The organism is Singulisphaera rosea (assembly GCF_054877945.1).
Genome location: NZ_JBTYIP020000002.1, coordinates 574101 through 590113 on the forward strand (window position 1 = coordinate 574101; position 16013 = coordinate 590113).

The 16013-nt window shown below is 66.6% G+C and carries 11 protein-coding genes; all 11 read left to right on the forward strand.

The window, feature by feature from the left end:
* The first annotated feature begins 278 nt into the window (after positions 1–278).
* The 11 genes from ACYOEI_RS05455 to ACYOEI_RS05505 all read left to right on the forward strand — a co-directional run bounded on the left by ACYOEI_RS05455 (position 279) and on the right by ACYOEI_RS05505 (position 15857).
* The gene (locus tag ACYOEI_RS05455; protein ID WP_462848320.1) at positions 279–758 is read left to right on the forward strand and encodes a hypothetical protein; all 480 of its coding nucleotides are present in this window, start codon (positions 279–281) and stop codon (positions 756–758) included.
* Positions 759–930: 172 nt separating this feature from the next.
* Entirely contained in the window at positions 931–2652 is a 1722-nt protein-coding gene (locus ACYOEI_RS05460) for an efflux RND transporter periplasmic adaptor subunit (RefSeq protein WP_462848321.1), read from the forward strand.
* Positions 2653–2668: 16 nt separating this feature from the next.
* Positions 2669–6691: an efflux RND transporter permease subunit gene (locus tag ACYOEI_RS05465; RefSeq protein WP_462848322.1), complete on the forward strand. Its 4023-nt coding sequence runs from the start codon at positions 2669–2671 to the stop codon at positions 6689–6691.
* A gap of 12 nt (positions 6692–6703) precedes the next feature.
* Complete coding sequence (locus ACYOEI_RS05470; protein ID WP_462848323.1) at positions 6704–7558, forward strand: beta propeller repeat protein; 855 nt, start codon at positions 6704–6706, stop codon at positions 7556–7558.
* Positions 7559–7893: 335 nt separating this feature from the next.
* On the forward strand, positions 7894–8316 hold the full coding sequence (locus tag ACYOEI_RS05475; protein ID WP_462848324.1) for a heavy metal-binding domain-containing protein: 423 nt from the start codon (positions 7894–7896) through the stop codon (positions 8314–8316).
* An 81-nt stretch (positions 8317–8397) separates the two neighbouring features.
* The gene (locus tag ACYOEI_RS05480; protein ID WP_462848325.1) at positions 8398–9114 is read left to right on the forward strand and encodes a hypothetical protein; all 717 of its coding nucleotides are present in this window, start codon (positions 8398–8400) and stop codon (positions 9112–9114) included.
* Between the two features lie 66 nt (positions 9115–9180).
* Positions 9181–9807 (forward strand): DUF305 domain-containing protein, encoded by a 627-nt coding sequence (locus ACYOEI_RS05485; protein ID WP_462848326.1) that lies wholly within the window; start codon positions 9181–9183, stop codon positions 9805–9807.
* A 523-nt stretch (positions 9808–10330) separates the two neighbouring features.
* Positions 10331–11974 carry a PAS domain S-box protein gene (locus ACYOEI_RS05490; RefSeq protein WP_462848327.1) on the forward strand — a complete coding sequence of 548 codons (1644 nt, stop codon included), beginning with the start codon at positions 10331–10333 and terminating at the stop codon, positions 11972–11974.
* Positions 11975–12029: 55 nt separating this feature from the next.
* Complete coding sequence (locus ACYOEI_RS05495) at positions 12030–13508, forward strand: sigma-54-dependent transcriptional regulator (protein ID WP_462848328.1); 1479 nt, start codon at positions 12030–12032, stop codon at positions 13506–13508.
* Positions 13509–13973: 465 nt separating this feature from the next.
* On the forward strand, positions 13974–14693 hold the full coding sequence (locus ACYOEI_RS05500) for a hypothetical protein (protein WP_462848329.1): 720 nt from the start codon (positions 13974–13976) through the stop codon (positions 14691–14693).
* A 63-nt stretch (positions 14694–14756) separates the two neighbouring features.
* Positions 14757–15857, forward strand: a complete 1101-nt coding sequence (locus ACYOEI_RS05505; protein WP_462848330.1) for a tetratricopeptide repeat protein — start codon at positions 14757–14759, stop codon at positions 15855–15857.
* The last annotated feature ends 156 nt before the right edge of the window (positions 15858–16013 follow it).

Sequence of the window (16013 nt, forward strand, 5' to 3'; positions counted from 1 at the left end):
GCAACCGGCAATGCCGATTTCGATGAGCCCGGTTGGAGCATCGGCCGGAAACGCCATGCCGCTTTGGCTGAATATTTCGAACGGGCCGATTTCGCCGAAAATGACGCCTTGGCTCTTCGTCTCCGAACAACGCCGGGATCTGCCGCGTAGAATCGGCCACGGGACAGCGGCTTTGATTCAAGCCCCCATCGAATTCCGACCGACCTTGTTCTTCCAACGTCCGCGCTATATACTGATGCTGTGTTCGTCGATGCCTCACGCCTAATTCCTGGACCGACATGGCCAACCACCGCCACCGCCTGAACTTCCTCTGGGTCGCCTTTCTGGCGATCGTAGGGGCGTTGTCGGTCGGTGCTCCGGCGAAGGCGTGCGCCGAGGTCCAGGTGCCGAAGGCGTGCTGCCGGGCGCACCCCGCAGCCGATTGCCATTGCTGCGGCTCGTCCGAGTCGTCCGCTCCTCTCTCCGGAACTGCCCGGTTCGAGGGAGTCGAGTGGTCGGCGTCCTCCGACGCGGCGGGGCTCGACGCCTCCGGGCCGGGGACCTCCTGCGAGTGCCGGGCGAACCCTCCTGGAGCACCTGCGCCGAAGCCCGACTCCCGCACCTCTGATGAAAGCCGAACCGATCAGAGCCACGGCGAGGTCATCGCGTACCTCGCTTACGCTCCGCGGCCTTTCATACCGGCGTTCAGGCTCGCCTCAGCGAACGCGAGCCCGCTGAAGTCCCCCCTCTACCTCCGCACGCTCCATCTCCTCGTTTGATCCCATCCCTGCGGGACGTTCCTCGTCCCGTCATGTGGTAGGCGTCAGCGCCCCCGGTCCAACCGTGGGTCATGCTCCGGCGCCTCTCCGCTAACATCCCATCTCGATTTCGAATTCCGGTTGAACCCCGGCCTGGGCCTATCGGCCTCGGCCGTCACGGGGGATGGTCTATATGCCTTCCGACACGAACTCTCGCGAGCCGAACGCGGCTCTTCCCGAGGGGCCTGCGCCTGCTCCTCTCACTCCGTCCGAGCCGCCGCTCACGCGGTGGCAGAAGTTCCGGATGGTGGTGAAGGTCGTCGAGCTACGGCTCCGCTTCATCGCGCTGATGGCCGCCACGGGCCTGGTCTTCGGCTACTGGGACACGATCTGGAACCACTATGAGAAGTGGACCCGCCCGACCGGGGAGGCCCACGTTGCGGCGTCCGACGTCGAGTATTACTGCCCGATGCACCCGACGGTCATCCAGCCGGAGCCGGGGAGCTGCCCCATTTGCGGGATGCCGCTCTCAAAGCGGAAGGTCGGCGAGAAGGAGACGCTCCCCCCGGGTGTTGTGTCCCGGCTCGCCCTCGGCCCGATGCGGGTGACCCAGGCCGGGATCGAGACGAGCGAGGTCGCCTACGCCCCGCTGTCCGAGTCGATCACCACGGTCGGCTCCGTCACCTATGACGAGAGGCGGCTCGCGCGGATCTCGTCGAAGACCAGGGGGATGTCCCGGCTCGAGAAGCTGCACGTCAACTTCACCGGCGACTCGGTGAAGGCCGGCGAGCCGCTCGCCGAGCTCTACAGCCCCGAACTCCACCAGGCCATCCAGGAGCTCCTCCTCGCCCAGCGATCGGCGAAGGAGCGTCCGCCGGCCCAGAGCACCTTCGGCCGCTCGCTCCTCGGCAGCGAGGGGGAGATGGTGAACCACGCCCGGGAGAAGCTCTCCCGCTGGGGGATCACGGCGAAACAGGTCGACGACATCCTCGCCAGGGGCATGGCCGCGCATAACGTCCCGATCCTCTCTCCCATCAGCGGCATCGTCACCCGAAAGAACGTTGTCGAGGGCCAGTACGTCGCCGAGGGTGAGGCGATGTTCGAAATTGCCGATCTGACTCACGTCTGGGTCCAGGCCCAGGTCTACGAGGACCAGTTCCCGGCTCTGAAGCTCGGCCAGGCGGTCGAGGCCAGGGTCGAGGCCTACCCCGGGGAGGTCTTCCGTGGAAAGATCGCGTTCATCGCGCCGGCGCTCAACCCCCAGACGCGGACGGTCGACGTCCGCTACGACCTCGAGAACGCGGACTACCGCCTCCGGCCGGGGATGTTCGCGACGGTGAAGCTCAATACCCCGGTTGCGGACACGCCCGCCTTCCGATCCCGAATCGCGGCCTCAAGGCCGAAGGAGCCCCGCGCGAAGCACGCGAGCTTCACCGTGGAGGAGCAAAGGATCTGCCCAGTGACGACCCTGAAGCTCGGCGCGATGGGAGAACCGGTCTCAACCGATGTCGAGGGCGGGAAAGTCTGGACCTGCTGCGAGGCGTGCCCGCCGAAGCTCAAGGCCGAACCGGCGAAATACCTCGCCCGGCTCGAGCCCGCCCCGAAGGACGAGGTCCTCACCGTCCCCGAGTCTGCGGTCATCGACACCGGCACGAAGAAGATCGTCTACGTCGAGACCGATCCGGGGGTCTTTGAGGGGCGTGAGGTCGTCCTCGGCCCGGTCTCCGGCGACCGCTACCCGGTCCTTGATGGCCTCGCTTCGGGCGAGAAGGTCGCGACCGCTGGGTCGTTCCTCATCGACGCCGAGAACCGGCTGAACCCGAAGAGTACCGTGAAGAAGGGCGACTCTCCCGCCCCGAAAAATGACGATACCCGGTCGGCCGCGGCACCCGTCGCGGCGGCCCACCGGCACTGAGAAAGGAGGCAGGTCCATGATCGAAGGAATCGTCGAGTGGTCCATCAGGAACCGCTTCCTCGTCATCCTCGCCTCGCTCGTGGTCGGGGTCGCGGGATTCCGCGCCCTGATGACGATGCCGGTCGACGCCATCCCGGATCAGTCGGAGAACCAGGTGATCGTCTTCACCGACTGGATGGGCCGCAGCCCACAGGAGATCGAGGACCAGGTCACCTATCCGCTCACGACGAAGCTTCAGGGGCTCGCCGGCGTGAAGGTGGTCCGGTCGTCGAGCGAGTTCAACTTCTCGATGATCAACGTCATCTTCGACGACGCGACGGACTATTACTTCGCGAGGCAACGCGTGCTAGAGCGTCTCGCCACGGTCGCCCCGGAACTCCCCCAAGGGGTGACGCCCTACATGGCCCCCGACGCCACGGCCGTGGGCCAGATCTTCTGGTATACCGTTGAGGGCGAGAAGACGGATCTCGGAGAACTCCGGGCGATCCAGGATTGGTATGTGCGATACCAGCTCAATTCCGTCCCCGGAGTGGCGGAAGTCGCCTCCGTCGGCGGGGCGCCGCGCGAATACCAGATCGACCTCGATCCGAACAAACTCCGCTCCTACGGCCTGAGCCTCGGCGAGGTCTACTCGGCGGTGCAACGCTCCAACTCGGCCGTTGGCGGCCGGGTCATTCACAAGGGAAACGCCGAATACCTCATCCGCTCGGTCGGCTGGATCAAGAGCATCGAGGACCTGAAGGCAACGGTTGTTGCCGAGCGCGGCGGCGTCCCCATTTATCTCAAGACCATCGCTTCGGTGCAGATGGGCCCGGGGTTCAAGCGGAGCGTGCTGGAGAAGGACGGCCGAGAGGTGGTCGGCGGCGTGGTGATGATGCGCTTCGGCGAGAATCCGCTCGAGGTCACGAGGCGGGTGAAGGAGAAGATCACGACCCTCTCGGCGGGCCTTCCCGAAGGGGTGCGGATCGTTCCCTTCTACGACCGGACCCCGCTCATCAACAAGGCACTGGAGACCGTCTCCGCCACCGTGAGGGAAGAGATCGTCATCTCGACCGTGATGATCGTCCTCATCATGGGACACCTGGGCGGGGCCTTCGTCGTCTCGATCACGCTGCCGCTCGCGATCCTCTTCAGCTTCCTCTTGATGAAGATCTTCGGCATCCCGTCCAACATCATGAGCCTGGCGGGGATCGCCATCTCGGTCGGCATCCTCGAGGACCAGGCGGTCGTCATGACCGAGAACGCGGCGCATCACCTCACTCGTCGCTTTGGGAATCGCCGGGTGACCGGGAACGTGCTCGACACGATCATCCCCGCGTGCCGGACGGTCGGCCGGCCGATTTTCTTCTCGGTGCTGATCACCATCGTCTCGTTCCTCCCGGTGTTCGCCCTGACCGGCCGGTCGGGGAAGATGTTCCACCCGCTCGCCTGGACCAAGACGTTCGCGCTGATCGGCGTCGCGATCCTCGCCATCACGCTCGTCCCGGCGCTCATCCCGATTTTCCTCCGGGGGCGGATCAAGGGCGAGGAGGATAGCTGGCTCGTGCGGACGATGATCACCATCTTCAAGCCGATGCTCTCCTGGCTGATGGACCGGACGACTCTGGTCTGCTGGCTCTTCGCCGTGATCCTCGGCTGCGGCTATCTCGCCTCGACGAGGCTCGGGAGCGAGTTCATGCCGCCGCTCGATGAGGGCTCGATCCTCGACATGCCGACCTCGGTGCCACGAATGTCGGTGACCCAGGCGGCGCAGGACCTGAAGGCCCGTGACGCGGTCCTCCGCGGCTTCCCCGAGGTGCTCACGGTGGTCGGGAAGGCGGGCCGGGCGGAGACCGCGACCGACCCGTCGCCGCTCGACATGGTGGAGACGATCATCAACCTCTACGACCGCGGGCTCTGGCCGAAGCGGAAGCTCAAGTTCGACGACGCGCTGATTCAAACGAGGGCCGCCCTCGCTTCGCTCGAAGCGAAGGGACTGCTCAAGCCCGCCGCGACGAAGGAGGAGCGGGACGCCTTGCTCAACGAGACGGCGATGGAGGTCGTCGCCCGGGTCGACAAGTCGCTTCGGGACCTGGCCCTCTTCCGGATCAAGGAACACCGCCCGGTGCTCGGCTCTCTGCTCGCGGGCGAGGCGGTCGATTCGCTGCTCTCGCGTGTGGACCCGGCCCTCGTCCCTCGCAAGCTCACGCCGACGGAACGTGAGAACCTCGCGAAGGAACTCGGCGTCGTCCACGGCGAACGGCTCACGCTCGAGCCGCGGTTCGACGACGTGACCGCGCTCGTGAAGGACGCTTCGAAGCGGCTCATCGCCCTCGGGGTCCTCGAGGACCGCCCGGACCTCCTCTCGCCCCCGCCAAGCCCCTGGGAACACGCCGCGGAGCTCGCGGGCGAAATCCTCGGGAAGGGCCGGGAGACCCTCTTCACGCGGATCACCGACCGGATGGTCCGGGCCCATGAGGAGAAGCTCAAAGAGCGGATGAAGTCGCTCAACTGGGAACTCTTCGACAGGGCCGTGGCGACGGGCACCGAGGCGGCGGTGGACGAGTTGGCGAGGCGAGGAGAGGCGAAGAAGCTCACGCTCAAGGCAGCCACGTCGGGAGAACTCACCGCCATCCGGTCCGCGCTCGAGAAGCCCTTCTCCGACCGGCTCTTCCTCTGGCAGAAGTCGAAGCAGGATCTGGTCGACGAGATGGGCACGGCGCTCCAGGTTCCCGGCTGGGGGAACATCTTCACCCAGCCGATCATCAACCGGATCGAGATGCTCGCCACGGGCGTCCGCACGCCCGTCGGGGTGAAGGTCTTCGGCGACGACCTCGACGAGATCCAGAAGGTCAGCCAGGAGATCGCCGAGGTGCTCCGCGGCGTGCGGGGGGCGAACGGGGTCGTCCCCGACCAGATCGTCGGCAAGGGATACGTCGAGATCGACATCGACCGCGAGAAGGCGGCCCGCTACGGCATCCAGGTCGGCGACATCCAGGACGTGGTCGAGGTCGCGATGGGGGGGAAGCCGCTCACGATGACCGTCGAGGGCAGGAGACGCTTCCCGGTCCGCGTCCGCTACGCCCGGGACTTCCGGACCGACGAGGAGGCGCTCAAGCACACGCTCATCGCGGCTCGGGGCTCGGCTGCCGCGGGCCTCGACGCCCCGGGTGGGATGGGCATGGCCGGGGCGTCCGGTGGCGCCCCGGCGTCTGGGGCCGGAACCCAGCCGACCCAGATCCCGCTTTCTGAGGTTGCGAACGTCCGGGTGGTCGAGGGGCCGTCGATGATCAAGAGTGAGAACGGGCTCCTCCGGGCCTACGTGCAACTCACGGTCACCGGGCGGGACGAGGTCGGCTTCGTCGAGGAGGCGAGGCGGGTCGTCGCCGACAAGGTGAAGCTCCCCCAGGGGATGTACGTCGAGTGGTCGGGCCAGTTCGAGAACGAGCTCAAGACCCGGAAGACCCTGCAAATCGTCTTCCCGGCGGTCATTGCGGTGATCGTCCTGATCCTCTATCTCACCTACAAGAGCTGGATCGACGCGGGGCTGATGATGACGAGCGTCCTCGGCGCGCTGGCCGGGGGCGCCATCTTCCAGTGGCTCTTCGGCTTCAATTTCTCGGTCGCGGTCTGGGTCGGCTACATCGCCTGCTTCGGCATGGCGACCGAGACCGGCATCGTGATGCTCGTGTATCTCCGGGAAGCGATCGATGAGCGGGGCGGGCTCGAAAACATTCAATCGGTCCCCGCGCTCAAGGAGGCAATCCTCGAAGGCGCGATCCACCGCCTCCGGCCGAAGCTCCTGACGGAAGGGACGACGATCATCTCGATCGCGCCGATGCTCTGGGCGTCCGGCGTCGGCTCCGAGGTCATCCGGCCAATGGCCGCGCCCGTCCTTGGCGGGCTGCTCATCGCAGACGAAGTTATCGATATTTTCCTCCCGGTCCTCTACTTCGCCGTGAAGAAGTGGCAGTGGCGGAAGATCCATCATCTCGGCGTCTTTGAAGACCGCGTCCGGGTCGTCCCGGTCGTCTCCGAAGATGCGGTCCTGGTCTCGTAACGGAGGAGGTTGATGATGCATCGAAAAGTCTTACTCCTTGCCGCAGCATTCACCGGGCTAGGTGGAATCGCCCTCGCCGCGGACGGGGCGGGCAAGACGCCCGGCGGGCCGGTCCGTTTGGTCGCTCCGGACGGGCCCGACCGAGCCGGAAAGCAACCGCAAGCGGCGGTCGACCGAGCCCGACGGATCTACGTCGCCTTCGGTGCGGGTAGCACGGTGCGGCTCGCCGTCTCGACCGACCGCGGGGAGAGTTTCCAGGTCTCTCCCGTAGGCTCGGCCGGTTCCCTCGCGATCGGGATGCGGCGCGGTCCTCGGGTCGTAGCGAGCGGGGATTCGGTTGTCGTCACGGCCATCGGCGGCGAGAAGGGCGAGGGGCAGGACGGGGACGTCCTCGCCTGGCGCTCGACCGATTCCGGGAAGACGTGGGCGGGCCCGACCCGGGTGAACGCCGTCCCAACCTCCGCCCGGGAAGGACTCCACGGGATGGCATCGGGGCCGGATGGGAAGGTGTTCACCACCTGGCTCGACCTCCGGAATAAGCGGACCGAGATTTACGGGGCCATGTCGAAGGACGGGGGGAAAACCTGGGAGCCGGAGCGGGAGCACGGCCGGGGCGTCCAGGGGTGGACCGCGTCCGGGAGCGGGGGGGCCTGCTCGGTCTGGCTTGAGAAACGCCCAGGGAAGCTCATGGCCCTTACGCCGCGGGGCGGGTCTCCGAGAACTCTCGACGACCATGCGGGCGACCCAGTCATCGCCTCCGCTCCCGGCGGACGCGGCCCCGTCGTCGCCGTCTGGGAATCGAAGTCGGATGAGGGCGGCATCCTCGCCCAGGTGCTCCCGGCAAGCGAGAAGGAAGAGTCTCGCTGAACGAATCACGCCCCGGCCGGGCATGGGGTGGGGCCGGCCGGGGCGGACGTGCGAACGATCTCACCCCGCATGCTCCAGGGAGCCGCGAGGCGTGCATCGCCCACTGCGAGAAGCTCAACGCCCCCAGGATGAAGGAGACGAACGAGTCGACCAAGAAGTGCGCGGCGAGCTGCCGCGAGACGGACAAGGCGATGGGCGGCCACAAGGACGCCCACCGATGCAAACAAAGCGGATCGTCCTGCCCGAGGGCTCACGGGCGGCCGATCGTCCCAAGGCTCGCGGCGGCCGAAGCCGCCGCGCGATCCCTCCTGCAGTTTTTTTTGAGGAGAAACACCATGCGATCAACCTTGAAGACGATGGCCCTCGCCGGCGTGCTCGCGATCGGGGGTCTTGCGACGGTTCACGTCCCGGCCCACGCCGGCTGTGGCGGGGGTGGGGGCTTCCGGGGTGCCGGCGGGTACGGCGGCGGGCACACGTTCAACGCCGGCTCCTACGGCGGCCGGGGCGGGGGAAGCCGCGGCGGGGGGTGCGGCATGAATGGAATGAGCATGCCCGGGATGGCTATGCCCGGGATGAACATGGGGGGCTACGCCTCCGCTCCCTTGGCCGCTCCGGTTTACGCCCCGGCGGCCTATCCGCAGACCGCTCCTCAGCCGACCGCGGCCGGTGCCCAGTACACCTGCCCGATGCACCCGACGGTCGCCAGCGCGACCCCGGGGAACTGCCCATACTGCCACATGGCGCTCCAGAGACGTTAAGTTGCGAGAACCGGTCGCTCCCCGGAATGGACTCCGGGGAGCTCTTTCCCCAGCCCTACCTCATCGGACAGGACAAGATCCATGCAGACGGTTCGCATCAATCGGCTCACGACGTTCGCCGGAAGCTTCGCCCTCACCCTCACCCTCACCCTCGGCGTGAGCGGCCCCGCCTCGGCCGACGATGGCCATAAGCACGGCGCGCCCCTCCACGGCGGCAAGGTGGCGATGACCAAGGAGTACCACTTCGAGGTCGTCTTCGCGAAGGACGGCATGAAGGTCTACCCGCGGAGCCACGAGGACCAGCCGGTCGACGCCTCGCGGCTGACCGGGACCGCCACGTTCTACCACCCGAGCTCGCCCAAGCCTTGGTTCGAGCGCAAGCTCGCCCCGACGGCCGCGAGCCCTGGCCGGGCACCGGCCTCGATCGGCTCCGCGATCGACCTGAGCAAGGTTCCCGCGACGGGCGTCAAGGTGGAGTTCAAGGTCGAGGGGCTGCCGGAGCCGGCCGAGACGACGGCGAGCTTCACCGTGCCGTTCTCCTCTCCGCCCAGCGGCGAGATCGTTGTTACCAAGGCGACCACGGCCGACGAACAGGCCATCCTGGCGCTCAAGAACTGCCCGGTCAGCAAGGAAGACCTCGGATCGATGGGCGGGCCGCTGAAGGTCACACGCAGTGGCAAGTCCACCTTCATCTGCTGCAAGGGGTGCCTCAAGCAGCTCCAGGCGAACCCGGATAAGTTCTTCGGCGCGCAGGCGTCGGCCCCGGCCGCTAAGGATGCCCACGACCACCAACACTGAAATAGAGCCACCCGACTTCGGCTTCCGCCCTGGACCGTAAGCGAACCCACCGGGAGATGACCGTTGATGAAGAGGCGACACGCATTCCTGCCCGAGTCCCTCGGGCCCCTCGAAGACCGCCTGGCCCTCAGCCAGATGGGCGGCGTCATGCCCGCCCCCGCCGCGATCGTGCAGGCTCGGGCCGCGACGCCGAAGGTGACGCTGCCGGCCGACCGCGACACGACGACGTTCGAAATCAACTTCCTGACCGGCATGATCCCGCACCACCAGATGGCCATCGACATGGCGAGGCTGGCGCTGCGGCAGGCCACCGACCTGCAGGTGAAGGGCTTGGCCCGCCGGATCATCGCCGGGCAGACGCCGGAGATCGCCCGGATGAACCGTTACCTGGCCGTCGACGGGGTCCGCAATTTCAAGCCGGGCAAGGCCCCCGACGAGATCCAGGACCTCAAGGAACTCCGCTCGCAACGCGGCGTCGCCTTCGACCGTGCATTCCTGACGATGATGACCGACCATCACATGATGGCGATCGAGGGGAATGATACGGGGATGGTCGGCGCCAGCGAGGCCCGGACCCGGGCGGCCCAGCAGGGCATCCGGGCCCTTGCCGGCAACATCGTGGCGACCCAAACCCGCGAAATTTCCGAGATGCAGGGCATCCTGGCCAGACTGGGAGGCTCTTCCATGGCCTGATGAAGTCCGCGGATCCGGCTGGCAAACCATCACCCCCGACTCCGTCGCGGCCCGCCGCCCGTCCCCCGTCCGAACTTCGGTCGAGACCTCTGTTGTGTGATTGAGCCCCGCAACGAGGGGAATCGATCGCGGCCAAGTCGGGTAAGGCGGGCGGCGGACCGCGACGGAGTCGGTAATCTCTGCGACCAGAATATTGTAAACCATGACGCTACAGATTCCCCCTGCCAATGAACCGCACCCTGATGAGGGCAGGATCCTGGCCGCCTTGTTGGGCTGGGAATGGCTCAGCCCGGAGCGAGCGGAGGCGGCCGTCCTGTAGGGCCGGCGTGGCGGCGCAATCTTGTTGATATCCGCGTGATCTTCCAACCCTTCGACAAAGTGGCCAGGATCGAGCTCTCCCGGAAGCAGGACTCTAATCACGAGGTTCGATCAAATCTTGAACACCCGGCCGGTCAAGTTTTGACCAGGTAGGGCCGACACCGTGCGGAACTGCCAGGGCGTGCAACGCGGGAGGGATAAGGTGATGGCGGAAATCGACGGCCGCGAGAACGCACACAGCGCGGAAGACCGAGCCGTCTCGGCGGAGGCGCGTGCAGCGATCTTCCGGAGCTTGCTCGAATTCGCGCCCGACGCGATCGTCGTCATCGGCGGCGACGGACGCATCCGCCTTGTCAACACGCAGGCCGAGGCGATGTTCGGTTACGCCCGCGGCGAGTTGCTCGGCCAACCCGTCGAAGTCCTCTTGCCCGAAAGCCTTAAGTCCATCCACTCCGAGCATCGGAGGCATTATTCCGCCCAGCCTCGTACGCGTCCGATGGGGGTGGGTCTCGATCTCGCGGCCCGCCGCAAGGACGGGACTGAGGTCCCCGTGGAGATCAGCCTGAGTCCCCTTGAGACCGTCGAAGGGCGCCTCATTACGAGCGTCATCCGCGACGTCACCGAGCGCAAGAGAGCGCAGGAGGAACTGGCGACGCGCGCGATCCAGCAAGCCGTCGTGGCCGAACTCGGCCGGCGCGCCCTCTCGGGCACCGATCTTGCGATCCTGATGGACGAAGCGGTCGCATCCGTCGCCCGGACTCTTCGGGTGGAACGGGCGAGCGTCTTGGAACTCTTACCGGACGGCGACGCGTTCTTGCTGCGTGCCGGGGTAGGTTGGAAGGATGGGATCGTGGGACACGCAACCGTCGGGACCGGGACGCGATCGCACGCCGGCTACACTTTACTCGTCGACGAACCGCTGAGTGTCACGGACCTTGGCGAGGAGACGCGGTTTGAGTGCCCCCCGCTGCTGCGTGACTATGGGGTGGTCAGCCTCGCGAGTGCCATTCTCTACGTCCAGAATCGGCCGTTCGGCGTCCTGGACGCGCACGCGAGCCGGGGCCAGGCCTTTACGCCGGACGGATTGAATTTCCTCCAGGCGGTCGCCAACGTGTTGGCCGCCGCGACCGAGCGCAAGCGGGGCGAGCAACTGCAACGCGAGCGGGATCTGCTTCGGGCCGAGCAGATGGCGGCCGTCGGGCAGGTGGCGGCGAGCGTTGCGCACGAGCTTCGCAATCCGCTCACCGCGATCAAGGGCCTGGTCCAGGTCAACCGGCGAGAGGCGGAGTCGTGCGGACTGCCGTCGGAGGACCTGCGGGTCATCGAGGAGGAGATCCGCCGGATGGAGCGAACGCTCCAGACGTTCCTCGATTTCGCCCGCCCCCCCGAGCCCGAGCGGCACCCCCAGGGCCTGGGAGAACTCCTGGACCGCACCCTCGCCCTGGTCCGGGGCCGGATCGAGGAGCGGAAGGTGTCCCTCGTTCTTCAGCGACGGTCTGCACCGGTTATGGTGGACGTCGACGGCGACCAGATCCAGCAACTCCTGCTCAATCTGGTACTCAACGCTCTCGACGCAATGCCCTGTGGGGGAAGCTTAGAGGTCGAACTCGCGATTTCCACGGGCGGCGAGGCAGAAGTCCGGTTGCTCGACAGTGGCCCCGGGGTAGCCCTCTTCCTGCTGCCCCGAATCTTCGACCCCTTTGTGAGTGGTAAGGAAACGGGACTGGGACTGGGCCTCGCGGTTTCCCGGCGGATCGCCGAGGATCACGGTGGTTGCCTCACGGCGGAGAACAGACCGGGCGGCGGGGCTTGTTTCGTGCTCCGACTTCCGGCGCGGCAACCTAATTAGTCCGATCGGAGCCGGCGAAGCCTACGGCGTCGCAGGGTCCGGTGAGGTGACATCCATGCCAACTCTCCTGGTGATCGACGACGATGCCGCCATCCGCCATTTCTTCCGCCGCGCCTTCCCGGGTCCCGAGGTCACCTTGCTGACGGCCGCTTCGGTCTCGGAAGGCCTGGAGGAGGTCGCCCGCGGGCGAACCGACGTGGTAATTCTCGACATCGACCTGCCGGATCAATCGGGTCTGGATGCTTACCATCGGGTCCACCAGCTCGACCCGAAGATCCCCGTCATTTTTGTCACAGGGCAAGGGACCACCGCGACCGCCATCAAGGCGATGAGTCTAGGGGCTTACGAATACCTCCTCAAGCCGCTCGAACTCGACCACCTCTGCGACCTCGTCGCGCGGGCCTTCGAGATCAGCCGCTTGATGCGCGTCCCCGCGGTGGTGGCCGAGGCGAATACGGAGGACTCGGACTCACGCCAGCGGCAGGACGGTCAGGCCGACCCCCTCGTCGGGCGGTCCGCCTTGATGCAGGACATCTACAAGGCGATCGGCCGGGTCGCCCCGCAGGACGTGACCGTGCTCGTGCTCGGCGAGAGCGGCACCGGCAAGGAGCTTGTCGCCCGGGCGATCTACCATTACAGCCGCCGCTCGGCCGGGCCCTTCCTGGCGATCAACTGCGCCGCGATCCCCGAGCCCCTGCTGGAGAGCGAGCTGTTCGGCCACGAGAAGGGGGCGTTTACGGGTGCCGACCGCAGGCGGGTCGGCAAGTTCGAGCAGTGCAGCGGGGGCACGCTCTTCCTGGACGAGATCGGCGACATGACGCCGCTCACGCAGACGAAGATCCTGCGGGTCCTGCAGGACCAACAATTCGAGCGGGTCGGCGGAAACGAGACCATCAGGACCGACGTCCGGCTGATCGCCGCCACCAACCGTGACCTCGAACGGTTGATCGCCAGCGGGCAGTTCCGGGGCGACCTCTACTACCGGCTCAACGTCTACACCATCAAACTGCCGCCGCTGCGCGACCGGGCCGACGACTTACCTCTGCTCGTCGGGTACTTCCTCAAGCGGTTCAGCCAGGAATTGGGGAAGGACGTGGGAAGCATCGCGCCCGAGGCCCTGGACATCCTCCTGCGACACTCGTGGCCAGGCAATCTGAGGGAGCTCCAGAGCGTCCTGAAACAGGCGCTGCTCCAGGCCACGGGACCCGTGCTTCTCCCGGAATTCCTTCCGGCCTCCGCTCGCGGCGAAGGGAGGGCGCACTCCGGCACCGCCTCGAACGCTCCGCTGACGACGGCCGATCTGGCCCGCTTCATCGACGAGAGGCTCGAGTCCGGGTCTACGGACCTTCACGCCGAATGGCTCGCCCTGACGGAGCGTCACCTTCTCGCTCATGTCCTGCGCCACACAGGCAACAACCTCTCCCAGGCCGCGAGGGTCCTGGGCATCAACCGGGCGACCCTGCGGACCAGGCTCGGCCAGCTCGGGAGGGCGGTTGGCCGGTCGGCATTCGCTGACGACGGCCACCACTCCTGAGTCGGAAATCCTCGGCAACAATTCGTTCCTACAGCCGCATCGGTGGCCATGCGCTTTCGCGCGCGGCAATCCTCCGTGCCAGCCGAGGGAGACCTGTCCTGGCCGGTCGGTTTTTCATCAGGTGGCGAAACGTTCGCCAGATGAGAGACGCGATGCAGGGTCGTTTTCCTGCCGTCCCCGGCCTCATCCGGACGTCCGTGGATCGATAATTGCCGGGAAATCCGGCTCTGGGAGGCGATACTGACGCAATCGCTGCCTCAAGAATGCGAATCGGGAGTTCGCCAAGCCTGGCGGCACGTCGGATGCCTTAGAGAGATTCGGAAAGCTCAGGCTCGATGGGAGATACGGGCAAAAAAGTGAATCAAAGTGAATTCACTCTATCCGTCGGGCCTCATGCCCAACCGTGGCCGGGCCTCCCATGCCGGGCACGCCCGAACGATCGTTAACACAGGAAAGGAACGCTCCATGGCCACACGTACGCCACGAGGAAGTGCTTTTGCCGCGCTCGGGGTGGCCGCGATCTTGATCGCCGGCCTCCGGGTTCCGAGCGGCGCCGGTGAGGAACCGCCGCCGGTCAAGACGGCGAGGGGCGGGCTCTTGGCGAAGGCCGGTCACCAGCAATTCGAGGTGTTCTTCTACCCTACAGGGGTGCGGGTCTTCCCGCAGGACCACGCCGGGGCAGCCGTAGACGCCTCGCAGCTTGCGGGGAACGCGACCTTCTACCACCCGAACTCGCCCAAGCCGTGGTTCTCGCGCCCGCTGCGTGGCACTCCCCCGTCTCTCGACCTCGCCATCGGCCTGACGAACGCCCCTCGGTCTGGTGTTAAAATCGCCTTCGAAATCACCGGCCTTTCGGGCACCGCCGAGCCTAAGGCGAACTTCACCGTGCCCCTGGAATTCGTCCCTCAGCCGGTCGCGCAGCCGACGGTCGCCCAACCCACGGCCCCCCAAGGCGGCGTCCCGATCGTTCCGCGGTACACCTACGGACCTGGCTACCAGGGATACGGTTACTATCCATACACGAGCCCGGCGCCGGAGGCTCACCAGTCGGCCCGTCAAAGCTACATGTCCTCCATCCCCGGCATGTACGGACCTGGCGGTATGACCGTCGGACCTGGTCACCGCGACTGGTCGACGGGGCGCGATAGCCCGCTCGCAAAGCCGTGGCTGCAGGCGAGGGACTGAAGGATCACCGTGCTGGATCACGCACAACGCGACGAACACTCTTTCAGAAGGAGGGGACATCCCATGATTCCAAAGACTGCTTGGTGGATGGCGGCGACGGTCATCGTGGCGGGATTCGCGTGCCCCCCAGGGGCCGCGCTCGCCCAGGACTCGAAATGGCAGGCGGCCCACGACGCGGGCTGGAAAGCCTATAAGGAGGGGCGGCTCGACGAGGCCGAGAAACAACTAAGGGCGGCGGAGAAGGAGGCGGAAACCTTCGGCGCAAATGACCCCCGGCTTGCGACGACGCTCGATCACCTGGCGTGGGTCCTCTGCGGCGAGGGGAAGGCCGAAGTTGCAGAGCCGCTCGCGAAGCGCGCTCTCGCGATCCGCGAGAAGGCCCTCGGCACCGAGCACCCGGATGTGGCGAAGAGCCTGCACACGCTCGCGTGTCTCTACGACATGCAGGGGAAGCCCGAGGAGGCGAAACGCTTCTACGAGCGGTGCCTCGCCCTCGACGAGAAGACCAAAGGGCCCGGGGACCCGGCCGTCGCGGCCTCGCTCGACAATCTGGCCACGGTCGATCACGTCCTCGGCAAGAACGCCGAGGCGGAGGCGGCGTACAAGCGGGCGCTCGCGATTCGCGAGAAGGCGCCGAACGCAAACCCCATCGACCTCGCGCCCACCCTCTACAACCTCGGGGTCCTCTATCTCGACCAAGGCAAATTCCCCGAGGCCGAGCCTCTGCTCAAGCGGGCGCTTTCCATCCGCGAGAAGGCGCTCGGCGCGGATCACCCGGACGTGGCGACGAGCCTCGAGGCGATCGGGTGGTGGTACGCGAAACAGGGGAAGGTCGCCGAAGCGGAGCCGCTCCTGAAACGGGCGCTCTCGACCTTCGAGAACGCACTCGGCCCGGACCACCCCCACGTGGCGCGGTGTTGCGCGAAGCTGGCCCATGCCTGCTGCGCGCAGGGTAAGAACGCCGAGGCCGAGTCGTGCTGCAAGCAGGCCCTCGCGACCTACGAGAAGGCTCCGGGTGCGGACCCCCTGGGCTTCGCGAAGGCGCTGGAGGAGTACGCCACCGTCCTCCGCAACACGAACCGCGTCGCCGAGGCGGAGAAGCTTGAGGCCAGGGCCAAGGCGATCCGGGAAAAGCTCGGTCAGTCTGGAGCGGTGAAGCAATAAACGAACCTTCCATAAGGCTCACGGGCCGCACCGATCTCTCGGGCGGCTCGACAGCCACGGCACCAAAGATCGCCACGGCGTGGCGTGACCGGATCGTCGCGGAATGGTCCGCCCCGCCTGAGCGAACACGGAACGAGGGTCTCATCCCTCGTGGCC